Source organism: Cohnella baijiui (assembly GCF_020731285.1).
In the GTDB taxonomy this organism is placed as follows: Bacteria; Bacillota; Bacilli; order Paenibacillales; family Paenibacillaceae; genus Cohnella.
In genome coordinates, this window is record NZ_JAJFOW010000029.1 from 56,198 (window position 1) to 67,239 (window position 11,042).

General features: G+C 63.2%; 11 protein-coding genes and 1 riboswitch. Of the genes, 9 read left to right on the forward strand and 2 right to left on the reverse strand.

Annotated features, from left to right (window positions below; genetic code table 11):
- Positions 1-7: 7 nt before the first annotated feature.
- A riboswitch (cyclic di-GMP riboswitch) is annotated at positions 8-95 on the forward strand.
- A gap of 93 nt (positions 96-188) precedes the next feature.
- Positions 189-911: a PilZ domain-containing protein gene (locus tag LKX83_RS22315; RefSeq protein ID WP_227885040.1), complete on the forward strand. Its 723-nt coding sequence runs from the start codon at positions 189-191 to the stop codon at positions 909-911.
- 395 nt (positions 912-1,306) lie between these two features.
- On the forward strand, positions 1,307-3,568 hold the full coding sequence (locus LKX83_RS22320) for a FimV/HubP family polar landmark protein (protein ID WP_227885041.1): 2,262 nt from the start codon (positions 1,307-1,309) through the stop codon (positions 3,566-3,568).
- A 213-nt stretch (positions 3,569-3,781) separates the two neighbouring features.
- Here LKX83_RS22320 and LKX83_RS22325 read toward each other — a convergent pair whose 3' ends face one another.
- The gene (locus LKX83_RS22325) at positions 3,782-4,093 is read right to left on the reverse strand and encodes a dehydrogenase (protein ID WP_227885042.1); all 312 of its coding nucleotides are present in this window, start codon (positions 4,091-4,093) and stop codon (positions 3,782-3,784) included.
- Positions 4,094-4,174: 81 nt separating this feature from the next.
- Complete coding sequence (locus LKX83_RS22330) at positions 4,175-4,624, reverse strand: cupredoxin domain-containing protein (protein ID WP_227885043.1); 450 nt, start codon at positions 4,622-4,624, stop codon at positions 4,175-4,177.
- 209 nt (positions 4,625-4,833) lie between these two features.
- Here LKX83_RS22330 and uptA point away from each other — a divergent pair, with 209 nt between their 5' ends.
- The 7 genes from uptA to LKX83_RS22365 all read left to right on the forward strand — a co-directional run bounded on the left by uptA (position 4,834) and on the right by LKX83_RS22365 (position 11,026).
- A complete protein-coding gene (gene uptA / locus LKX83_RS22335) occupies positions 4,834-5,442 on the forward strand; it encodes an undecaprenyl phosphate transporter UptA (protein ID WP_227885074.1) in 609 nt (202 codons plus the stop codon).
- A gap of 115 nt (positions 5,443-5,557) precedes the next feature.
- Positions 5,558-6,124, forward strand: a complete 567-nt coding sequence (locus tag LKX83_RS22340; RefSeq protein WP_227885044.1) for a thioredoxin family protein — start codon at positions 5,558-5,560, stop codon at positions 6,122-6,124.
- Positions 6,125-6,137: 13 nt separating this feature from the next.
- On the forward strand, positions 6,138-6,770 hold the full coding sequence (locus tag LKX83_RS22345; protein ID WP_227885045.1) for an MBL fold metallo-hydrolase: 633 nt from the start codon (positions 6,138-6,140) through the stop codon (positions 6,768-6,770).
- Between the two features lie 719 nt (positions 6,771-7,489).
- On the forward strand, positions 7,490-8,008 hold the full coding sequence (locus tag LKX83_RS22350; protein WP_227885046.1) for a sigma-70 family RNA polymerase sigma factor: 519 nt from the start codon (positions 7,490-7,492) through the stop codon (positions 8,006-8,008).
- Between the two features lie 29 nt (positions 8,009-8,037).
- Positions 8,038-9,189, forward strand: a complete 1,152-nt coding sequence (locus tag LKX83_RS22355) for a hypothetical protein (protein WP_227885047.1) — start codon at positions 8,038-8,040, stop codon at positions 9,187-9,189.
- A complete protein-coding gene (locus LKX83_RS22360) occupies positions 9,186-10,145 on the forward strand; it encodes an ABC transporter ATP-binding protein (RefSeq protein ID WP_227885048.1) in 960 nt (319 codons plus the stop codon). The genes LKX83_RS22355 and LKX83_RS22360 overlap by 4 nt, the downstream gene beginning before the upstream one ends.
- Entirely contained in the window at positions 10,142-11,026 is an 885-nt protein-coding gene (locus tag LKX83_RS22365) for an ABC transporter permease (RefSeq protein ID WP_227885049.1), read from the forward strand. Before LKX83_RS22360 ends, LKX83_RS22365 begins: the two co-directional genes overlap by 4 nt.
- Positions 11,027-11,042 lie beyond the last annotated feature (16 nt).

An 11,042-nucleotide genomic window follows, 5' to 3' on the forward strand; every position in this document is an offset into this window, starting at 1 on the left:
AATCGAGCAACGATAAAGGCAAACTTGTCGAAAGGCAAGGACGCAAAGCCATAGGGTCTAATGTTCGCGAGAACAATGACAGCCTGGCCGCCGAACGCTTCCCGCTTGGGATCGTATGGTGAAGGCTGCTTCCGTCTCGGAATCGGCCTTTTTTCATATTAGACGAGCATGCGTAAGAGAAGGGATGGATGCGCAGCATGGTCCAAGAAGGAGCATTGCGCAAAAGAGGGTTGAGTGGAGGCGAGCGTGAACTGCCGCCGCTTAAGGTGCTGCTGCACTGCCGTACTGTCGTCGAAAGGAAAAACTTCGTCACGACGGGACTTATGACCCAAGTGGAGGGGGAATTGTTCGAGATCGAGCTTCACGAGTACCAGTTGTTCGAGCTGGGCGAAACGGTCAAGCTGACCGTCTACTCGCCGGCGGGCATCCAAACGTTCCAGTCGATCGTATTCGCCAAATACGAGGGCGCGATCGCGACGATCCAGCCGCCCGCCTTGCACCAGAAGTTCCAGGAAAAGCGGGAGTATGCCCGGATCGAGGCGCCGGGAACGGGACTGATCACGCATCTCGCTTCCTCGGGTAACGAAGAGCCGCGGCCGATTGCGCGACCCATGGAGGTGCTGATCAAGGACGTCAGCGTCGCCGGGATCGGCTTCGTCGCGCCGGACCTGCCCGAGTTCAAAGTCGGTATGCGTCTGCGCGCCGCACTCGACGTCGGCATCAGCTTTGCCTGCGATATGGATATCGTGCGGCGGGAACGGATGGAGGACGACCTGTTCTGCGGGGCAAAGATGCAGCTGATCGATCCGGAGATGACCCGGCCGCTGCGGGCGTTTTTGCTTCGCCAACAGGTGCACATGCACGTTCGGCATCGCGCCGAAGCGAAAGCGTCCAAGAAGTTTAAAGGCTGACTGCGAATCTGGATGGCAGTGCCAGATATGGATCCTCCGGCAATTTGTATTCGAAAAATCATACACAATTACCGACTTAAGTGTTGAACCTGGCGAAAGTACTCGAAAAATCATACACATATTTCGATTTAGGCGCTGAATCCGGCAGATGTACTCGAAAAATCATACTCATTGTCGATGCAGACGCGGAGAACCGGCAAACCTATTCGAAAAATCCTACAAACATTACGGCTAGCATGGGCGGACCCGACGGGGCCGCCTATTTGGCTTGGGCGTCGCCCCAGCGGGGGTTCGCCGCCGGCGGGTCTTTGGGCTTCTCGCCTTGCGGCGAAGCGGCGAAGCCGTTACGCTAGAAGGATCAATGTCGCGCAGGGCGGAAGAAGGTGGGCAGGATTATGCGCAAGAGTTGGGATGAGGCGACGGCAGCCGCAGGCGGAATCGCCTTTGCCGGCGCGTTGGCTTGGGCGGCCTACGCGAAAGGATTGTTTTTCGAAGGCGAATCGTTGTACCGCTGGGAGGCGGGCTTAATCGCGCTTGCCGCCGTCTGCGCGCTCGTCGTCGGGCTGCGGTCCCGCATGCGGCCGCCGCTATGGGCGGCGGCGCCTTTCGGTTTGGTCTTGGCCTACGCCTTGCCGCTGCTCGGGGAGCCGGCATCGGTGAAGGGCACGGCGGACGCCCTGCTGCGATGGGGGATGCTCGGTGCCTGGACGGTGCTCGCCGGCCTATTCTTGGCGAAGCCGATTCGGCGGCACGCGGGGATGGCCGCCTTTCACGCGTCCGGCTTGTTCGTCGTCCTCGGCGGTTTGGCCGGGTGGTACGGCTGGCTGCCGTTTCCGGACATCGTCTTCCGCTCGGGCGATGCCGCCCTGGCGGCGACGGGCGCCCGTTTGGCCGGCTTTCTGCAATATCCAAACGCTTTTGCGGCGGTCGCCGGCATGTTGGCGCTCGCTCAGTGGCAGCTCCTGGAGTCGCGAGGCCGATTGACCTCCGCATTCGCCGCAGCGGCGCTGATCCCGACCGTGACGGCGCTGCTGCTGACGGAGTCGCGCGGCGCGATGCTCGCGGTCGCGGCGGGCGGCGCGATCTCGTGGGCGTTTCGGCCGCGGGAGCGGCGAGGCTTCGCGCTGGCCGCCGCCGGCATCGCGATCGGACTGGCTTCCGCTGCCGCCAGCGCCTCCTTCGCCGCCATGGAGCGCGGCTCGCCGGCGGCGGGCTGCGGGTGGCTGCTCGCCGCAGCGGCCGTCGGCGGCGCCGCGCTCTGGCTGCTGCGCCCCCGGACGGAGGAGGCGACGCCCAAATGGGCGGCCGCCCTCGCATCGATATGGGGCGGCTCAGCCTTGTTTGCGCTTGGTCTCGCGGCCGCCTACCTGCTGCTGATCGGCGGCGGATCCGGCGGGGCGCGCGTCGCCTCCGGCCACCTCGAGACGGCCTCCGCGAGACAGCTCTACTACGCGGACGCGCTCCGCATGTTCGCCGAGCGGCCGCTGCTCGGCGCGGGGGGCGAAACCTGGCGGATGCAGGCGGGGCTTTATCAAAGCCAGCCCTATATCGGCAACGAGGTGCACAGCGGCTACCTGGAGGTATTGATCGACACCGGCCTCGTCGGCTTCGCCTTGCTGATGCTCATGCTCATTTGTTATGCCGTCAAGACGCGCAGAAGCGCAGCTTCGGCATGGGGGCCTGCCGCCGTGCTGCTCGCGCACGCGGCGGTCGACTTCGACTGGGCGTACGCGTTCGTGTGGATGCTGCTGCTGTACTGGCTGGCGCTGCATCTTGCGGAACGAGAGAAGGGACCGGCTTCGGCGATGGCCGGAGATGCCGCTGCCGACCCGCCGCATGGCGCCGTCGACGAGCCAGCCGCCGACGCTCCGGGCGAAGCGACGACGGCCGGCAATAGCGAAGCGCAGGCGCCGCGAACCGAGGCGGCTCCCCGGGCGGGCCTAGGGCGGCTTGCGGTTAGCGCGCTGCCCGCGCTGCTGCTGCTCGGCCTGGCGGCCGCGACGGTCCCTTCGGCGTGGCGATATGCCGATGCTGCGCGAGCCGACGTCATGGCGGCCGCCGCCCGCAGCGACGCCGTGAGGATCGCGGCATGGCGCGAAGCGCTGGAGGCGAACCCTGCCTGGAGCCTGGTTCGCCTGCGGCTGGGCGCACTCCTGGCGCCGCAGGAGCGGACGGGACTGCTGGCCCAAGGGCTGCGCTACGAACCGCGGTCGGCCGCGCTGCATTTCGATCTGGGCATGGCCTTCGTCGACCTGGGCGAGACGGCAGCCGCCGAGAAGCACCTGCGGGAGGCGATTCGCCTCAATCGCTTCAACCGAGACGCCCAGGACGCCGTCATTGCCCGGCTGATGCGCTTGTCCGAGCGTTTCGACAACGACGGCGACGCCGGTTCCGCCAAGTCGGCGGCGGAAGCGACGGCCGGCTTTTTCGAACGGTACCGCGATCTGTACGCGCGCCAATACGCCGGCCGGCCGAATCCGTGGTACGAGACGGGCTTGTTCGCTTCCGCCAAAGTCAACGCCGCCAAAGCCTATCGGAGAATGGGCATGCCGAACGAAGCGGAGAAGCTGCTGCGGGAGGTCATCGAGGAAGATCGGGAAGGATGGCGGGACGAAGCCGAGACGCTGTTGAAGGAGATGGGGCTGCCGCAGTCCTGAGAAAGCCGGCTTGAGCCACGCTCGCTAGCTGAAATCGCGTCCGCCCGCCGTTGGCAAACAACCGTTGACGAGTTTGGCGGAGGCGGCGGTCAGGCAGTGCGGGCCCGTCGGAGCCGAACGGCTTCAGCTCGTTAACACGACGAAAGGCAAGGCCCCTCCGCAGGCGCACGTGCGCCGGGAAGGGGCCTTGCCGTTTGTTCGTCGGGCGGAAGATCAGCCGCCGAAGGCGTCGCGGAACGCCGAGACGAGACGGGCCGGATCGACATCCCAGAGGGTGGCGATCTCGCCGCTCAGCTCCGTTTCCCACCAATCCGCCAGTTTTTTGCGATCGCTCCGGTGCTCGTGAATCCAAATCAGGTTGCCGACGACCCGGCGCACGTAAACCTCTTCGGCCTGCTTCATCTTGTCGGCGGGGATATAGGTCTTCAGCCGTTTGGCCGCGCGGTACAGCTCGTTGGCGCACGCCCGCCGGATGCCGCGCAAAGTCGGCAGCGGGGCGGTGTGCTTCTCGTTCCCCATCTTCATCAAGCATCCTCTCCCGCTTTAGACTATGCGGAAGAGGAGAGGGCGGTCACCTACGGAAACCAAGGACTCCGACCGGCGGTCTTATTGTACGACGACGTACCCGACCATCGGAACGCCGGTTTTCGGGTCGTTGTGCGTTTCGCAAATGATCGGATAGGTGCCGGCTTGGGTGGGGGTAAAGCGGACGACGGTCGTCTTGCCTTTGTTGATCGTTCCCTTGACGCCGAGACCTTCGATCACGAACGGATGGGACTGGCCGCTGACGCCCGTGATGCGAAGCTCGACCGGCTGATTTTTCTTGACGATAATCGTGTCGGGAGAGAAGACGTATGCCTCGAGCTGCTTGCCGTTGTCCATCGTCGTGCTGAATTCGCCCGTGACGATCTGATAAACCTGCGGCTCTGCGGAGATCGGGGCCGATGCCGCCTTCGTTTGCTGCCATCCGATATACGCCCCCCCGAACACCACGAGCGCCGCCGCGACGATATACCATTGAATCTTTCTTTTGCTGATAAACATGACTTTGCTCATTCTCGGTTCGCTCCTCTTCGGCTTTGTCCTAGCTCTATCAAGAGTCTATGCGCGGGCCCGTCCCGGCATGACAAGCCTGGGCTTGCCTCCGTTGGGAGATTCGGGTAGAATCGGCGTGACCGACTATGCTAGAATAGTATCGGTTCGGAGAGCCCGGCCGCGGGCGGCGCTCAGGCGCAAATTGGATAGAGAGCAGGTACGCCTCAATGATGGATACGATTCACGAATGGTTGTCCCAATTGTTGTTGTGGATTGAGAGCCTTGGGTATTTCGGCATCATTATCGGTCTGGCCATCGAAGTCATCCCGAGCGAGATCGTACTGGGTTACGGCGGCTATCTGGTCGCCAAGGGCGACGTGACGTTCTGGGGCGCCGTGCTGTGCGGGACGATCGGCGCGATTCTGCAGCAGTGGATCCTTTACGCCATCGGCCGATTCGGGGGACGCCCGGTCGTGGACCGGTTCGGCAAATACCTCCATCTCAAGTCCAAGCACGTCGACATCGCGGAGGGCTGGTTCCAAAAGTACGGCCCCATGATCGTCTTCACGGGCCGGTTCGTCCCGGTCATGCGGCAAGTCGTTTCGATTCCGGCGGGCATGGCGCGCATGAACTTTTGGCTGTTTACGGTTCTGACGGTCGCCGCTTCGATTCCGTGGTCCATCCTGTTCGTCTGGCTCGGCCATTCGCTCGGGGACAACTGGGAGCAGATCGACCAGAAGGCGGCTCCTTACGTGCAGCCGGCCATCCTGATCGCCATCGCGCTGCTGATCGTCTACTTTGTCTATCAAATCGTTCGCCGGCGTCGCAAGTCGGCTTGAATTCGCGAGGCGTCTCCGCTTGGAGACGCCTTTTGCATTTGCTACAATAGGATCAAGATTGAGAGGAACAAGCAAGGCTCGGCAGACTTGTCCGGGCCGGAAAAGAGGGATCGGGATGAGCCAACAGGTGGGACACAAACTGAATCAGGGCATCTCGCCGCGCCAATTCATGGACGGCATGGAGAAAAACAAAGAAGCGTTCGCGGCGAATTACGAGCAATTCGCCTGGCCGAGCGACGAAGTACGCGAATTTTACGAATCGCTGAACAACCGCGACGACCTGCGCGCTATGATCATCACGGCGGACTGGTGCGGGGATGCGCTGCGCAGCGTGCCGATCGCCTTCCGCGCGCTGGAGACAGCGGGCATTCCGACCGAGGTGATGATCATCGAGCAGCACTACGACTTGATCGATCAGCACTTGACGCTGGGCGGCCGTTCCATTCCGATCGTGCTTTTCATCGATACGGGCGGCCATCTGCTCGGCAAGTGGGGACCGCGTCCGCAGCGCGTGCAGGAAGTCATGATCGCGTTCAAGGCGGACAATCCGGACCGCGAGGCGCCGACTTACCAGGACAACCTGGCCGAAGCCCGCAAGGAACTCGTGCAAAGGTACGGGGAAGCGGCGGACTATACGCCGGTCGTCCTCCGGGAATGGCAAGACATTCTCGAGCGCGTGTGAGGCGCAGAACCGGATGCTGACGTTTCAGAGATTCACGTTGGGGGCGCTGCAGACGAACGCCTACGTGCTGATCGACGCGGGCCGCACGCGCGCCGTTGTCATCGATCCGGGCACGCCGGACCCCGCGCTGCTGCGGCGCCTGGAAGGATTGCAGGTCGAAGCGATCGTGCTGACGCACGCCCACTTCGACCATATCGGCGGCGTGGACGAGGTGCGCCGGCGTTTCGGCTGCCCGGTCTATCTGCACGCGCAAGAGAAGGATTGGCTCGGTGACGCCGTGAAGAACGGTTCCGCCCGCTGGACGGACGTGACCGGACCGGTAACGACGTCGCCCCCGGACCGCTTCCTCGAGGACGGTCAACGGCTGGAGCTGCTCGACGAGACGTTCGAAGTGCTGCACACGCCCGGCCACTCGCCGGGCAGCGTCAGCCTGCGGTGCGGCGACCTGCTGTTCGCGGGCGACGCGCTGTTCCGCCGGTCCGTCGGGCGGACCGATCTGCCGGGCGGCAATCCGGCGGCGCTCGAGCGGGCGATCCGGGACAAGCTCTACGTCCTGCCCGATGATACGCTCGTCTTGCCCGGCCACGGGCCGGAAACGACGATCGGCGAGGAAAAGACGGACAATCCTTACGTTCGCGCGCAATAACGGCAGCAGAGGCGCCCTCGCCGGGTTCGGCGGGGGTGCTTTTTTCGACGCGGGACGGAGGTCGCGCGGTTTGACTGCGGGCGTTAACCTAAGCATCGATGCCGACGGCTGATGCCGATGGTAAGAGGGAAGAAGCGTCTCGCGGGCGTGTGGTTGAGATGGTGCCAGGCGGATGAGCGGGAAATGGTACCGTACCTGCGGGTGAGGAGCGAGCGTTAATCTGATGGGAGGTACGGAATTCCACACAGGCGTGCGGATCCGGTGCTGCTGGTTGAATGAGCGGAAAAAGGTACTTCACATGCGGGGAGAGCAAGCACTCGATTGATGATGAGAGGAAAGGGGTACCGTACATGCGGCTAATTGGACAAGGCGTGACCGAGGTGTGGCAAAAAGACCGCACATGCAAGATGGCCCAACCGGCTGACGCCATCTCCAGCGCCCCCATTCCGCCAGAGATCCCGTCGAAAGCGGCTAACGCCACCTCAATCAGCCTCATTCCGTCCGAGATCCCCGTCCAAAGCGGCTAACGCCACCTCAATCAGCCTCATTCCGCCCGAGATCCCCGTCCAAAGCGGCTAACGCCGTCTCCATGCCCTCTCCAAATTTTCCGATCCGATCGGAAGATTTTTATTTTTTTGTCCCGATTTGCGTTTAGACTGATACAAAAAGAGATGAACGGCCGTCTTTCTTATAGCTGCAGCGGAAAGGAGGCAACACCTTTGGATCATCCGGAATCCGAACTGTACCGACAACTTTTTTACGAACATTATCCATCCGTCAGACGCAAGCTGGTCGCCTTGGTGCGCGACGACGCGGCCGCCGACGATCTCGCCCAGGAAGTGTTCCTGCGGCTATACCGCAATCCGCCGGAGGACTTCGGCGCGATCGGCGCCTGGCTCCATCGGGTGCTGACCCGGATCGGATATGACCATATGGAAAAGAAAGCCCGCGAGCGCGCGCTGATCGCCAAGCAGGGGACGTTGATCGAGGAGGGGCCACCCCCGCCTTCGGGGGAAGAGGTCCTGCTCCGCAGGCTGGACCAGGAAGAAGTGCGGACTTGGCTCGAGGAGCTGCCGGAACGCGACCGGCAGGCGCTGCTGCTCCGGTATTCGGGATACAGCTACGCCGAGATCGCGGAGGAGCTCCAGCTGCGGCCGCCGCTGGTCGGAACGCTCCTGCACCGGGCTGCCCAAAAATTCCGAAACAGCGCCGGCAAACGACTGGCGCAGAGCGAATGAAGCTCGTGACTTGACAAGGAGGATCCGCCATGACGAATGAAACGATACGGAACGGAAACGAAAAAGAGCGCACGGACGAAGCTTGGGCGCGGCTGCAGGAACGGCTCGCCGAAGAGCCGATGCACGCGAACTGGGCGCGGTGGACCGAGGCAGGCGTAACGATACGCAAGAATCACGCAAACGAGGGCACGATCGAAAAGGGTGCACCGGCTGCCGCTTTCGGCGAGGGATACGCATCTACGGCCTTTGAGCACGCTGCACCTGCAACCGGCGCGGAGCAGGCGCCATCCGCGAGCGAGCGGCAGCCGGATTCGCCGGCATCCGAGGGACGGGGACGCGCGCTTCGCGGGCGACGCAAGTGGGCAGCGATCGCCGTCGCGGCGGCGCTGTTCGGCACGCTGCTGGCCACCCCCGCAGGAGACCGGGCGCTGGCTTCGATCCTGGCGCAGTTCCGGATGCAGGAAGTGGCGGTGGTGAACGAGGACGATCTGCAACAGCTGTTCAATCAGTTCGCGGGCGACGGCCAAACGCTGGAGAGCATCAACCAGTTCGGCAGTTTCACCAGTACGAACGGGACGATCAACGGCGCTTACGAACCGGAGGAAGCGGCCAGACTGCTCGGTTATCAGGCGCCGCCGAAAGGCGTGGCCGCCGCCTACGTGTCCCCTTCGCAACAGCTGACTTTTAAGCTGAATGTGGAACCTATTAATACGGCGCTGAAGCGCCTGGGCGCGAAAAAGCTGCTCCCGGCGTCCGTGGACGGCAAGCCCATCACGCTGTCGGTGCCGGAGACGGCATCCTACCGATTGCCGGGCGAAAAATGGGCCGAACTGCGCCAAACGAATGCGCCGGTCGTCACGGTGGACCCTTCGATTGACGTGAAGGAAGCGTACGATGCGGTGCTGGATTTTCCGCTTCTGCCGAGCCGGCTGAAAGAAACGCTGCAGCAAAGCCGCATTCTGTCGGGAGAGATCCCGCTGCCGGTTCTCGCGAACGGGGATACGGAGCAGCGGACGATCGGCGGTACCCGGGTCATCGTCACAAAAAGCACGTATGGCGATCAAACGCGATATCAAGCGACCTGGGCGAAGGATGGGCAGTTGTTCACGTTCGACGGCGGGCAGGCCTATAACACGGAAGTTTCGATCGACGACAAGCTGAAGGAGTGGTTGGGCGCATGAGCGCAGCGGCGATCGTCGCGGACGGATTGACTAAACGATATGCCAACGGCCGCGGCTGCCGCGACGTCACCATCGCCGTGGAGGAAGGGGAAGCCTTTGGCTTCCTCGGCCCCAACGGGGCGGGCAAGAGCACGTTCGTCAAAATGCTGGCAGGGCTCGTCGCGCCGACGAGCGGCGCCGCCACACTCTTAGGTCAACCGATAGGGTCGCTTCCTGCGAAGCGGCTCATCGGTTATTTGCCCGAGCTTTACCGTTATCAGGAGTGGCTGACCGGCGAGGAGGTCGTTCGGCTCCATGCGCGGCTTTGCGGGCTGGACCGGATCACGGCCGATCGTCGCGTCCCCCGCTTGCTGGAGGAAGTGGGCATCGGCCTGCGAGGCAGGGACCGGGTCAAGCATTATTCCAAAGGGATGCAGCAGCGGTTGGGGCTGGCCTGCGCATTGGTGGGAGATCCGCCGATCGTGTTTTTGGACGAGCCTTCGTCCGCGCTCGACCCCATCGGCCGCATGGAAGTTCGGGCGCTGCTGAAGCGGCTGAAGGCGCAGGGCAAGACCGTCTTTTTGAACTCGCATCTGCTCGAGGACGTCGAGGCGATCTGCGACCGGATCGCGCTTATGAACGACGGCCGCATTCTTCGTCATGGTCGCGTGGCGGACGTCCTCCAACAGCGCCTGCGGTGGCGCTTCAAGGTAGGCGGACTATCGGACGAGGCGCTCGTCTGGCTTCGGGAGGCGACGGGGCTGCGAATCGAGCTCTCCGCGAATGCGGGGGATTCGACGGATGGCATCGTTTGGCTGGAGGCGGAGCTCGAAGACGAGGAACAGGCCGGCTGGGTAAACGCGCTCATCGCCGGCCAAGGCATGACGCTGTACGAGGCCGGGTGCCGCGCGGAGCGACTCGAATCCTGGTTCGTTCAAGCCGTCGCGGGACTGAGCCATAGGGGGGAACGGGGATGACGGTCATCTTTGGCATGACCTGGCGGGAAATGACACGCAAGCGCGTCGTGCTGCTCACGTTGCTGCTGACGGTCGTTTTCCTGATCGCTTTCTGGTTCATCGCGCGGACAATTGCCACTGCGGGGATCACCGCTGGGTTGGATCCGGACAGCCCGGAGCTGCTGATCGAGCGTTTCACGCGGGGCGCGTTTCTGTTGACGCTCGGCTACTTTTTCGGCGCGTTCGTCGTGGCGTTTTTGGCCATTTTCACGTCCTTTTCCGCGATCGCGGGCGAAGCGGAGCAGGGCGTACTGCAGGCGATGCTCCCCCGACCGCTCCCTCGCTGGCAGTGGTATCTGGGGCGCTGGCTCGGCTATGTCACGATGGGTATCCTGTATGCGTTTCTTCTGTACGCGGCCATTTTTCTCATCACCTGGCAGCATGCGGCCGTCCCTCGGGATGCCGCCTCGCTCTTCCAGGCGTTTTTGCTGTTCGCAATGCCGGTCCCGATCCTCGCTGCCGTTTCGATGCTCGGGTCCGGCTGGCTATCGGCGCTCGGCAACGGCGTGTGGATGACGATGCTGTACGGCGCCGGCTGGCTGGGGGGCATGATCGAGAAGGTGGGCGCGCAGTTGCCGCTGGGCACCGACGTCATCCAGCCGCTTTCCAAGGTGTCGGGCTTGATTTCCCTGCTAATGCCGGTGGACGGCCTGCAGCGCAAGATGCTGGCGGTGCTTTTCGATTACAGATCGCTGGGCGCGCTCTTGCCGGTAGGGGCCAATCCGATGAATCAGTTCGCGTTCGGCCAGGTGCCGTCGACTTCCTTCGTCGTGTATGCGGGCTTGTACGGCGCCGCCGCGTTGGGGCTCGGAATGTGGCGGTTTTCGCGAAAAGACTTTTAGCGGTGGAGGGGCGGCG

Excerpts from the sequence above, each read along its gene's own strand:
- LKX83_RS22345 (WP_227885045.1), top strand. The coding sequence starts at position 6,138 with ATGCTGACGTTTCAGAGATTCACGTTGGGGGCGCTGCAGACGAACGCC.
- uptA (WP_227885074.1), top strand. The coding sequence starts at position 4,834 with ATGGATACGATTCACGAATGGTTGTCCCAATTGTTGTTGTGGATTGAG.
- LKX83_RS22330 (WP_227885043.1), bottom strand. The coding sequence starts at position 4,624 with ATGAGCAAAGTCATGTTTATCAGCAAAAGAAAGATTCAATGGTATATC.
- LKX83_RS22325 (WP_227885042.1), bottom strand. The coding sequence starts at position 4,093 with ATGAAGATGGGGAACGAGAAGCACACCGCCCCGCTGCCGACTTTGCGC.
- LKX83_RS22320 (WP_227885041.1), top strand. The coding sequence starts at position 1,307 with ATGCGCAAGAGTTGGGATGAGGCGACGGCAGCCGCAGGCGGAATCGCC.
- LKX83_RS22355 (WP_227885047.1), top strand. The coding sequence starts at position 8,038 with ATGACGAATGAAACGATACGGAACGGAAACGAAAAAGAGCGCACGGAC.
- LKX83_RS22340 (WP_227885044.1), top strand. The coding sequence starts at position 5,558 with ATGAGCCAACAGGTGGGACACAAACTGAATCAGGGCATCTCGCCGCGC.
- LKX83_RS22365 (WP_227885049.1), top strand. The coding sequence starts at position 10,142 with ATGACGGTCATCTTTGGCATGACCTGGCGGGAAATGACACGCAAGCGC.
- LKX83_RS22315 (WP_227885040.1), top strand. The coding sequence starts at position 189 with ATGCGCAGCATGGTCCAAGAAGGAGCATTGCGCAAAAGAGGGTTGAGT.
- LKX83_RS22360 (WP_227885048.1), top strand. The coding sequence starts at position 9,186 with ATGAGCGCAGCGGCGATCGTCGCGGACGGATTGACTAAACGATATGCC.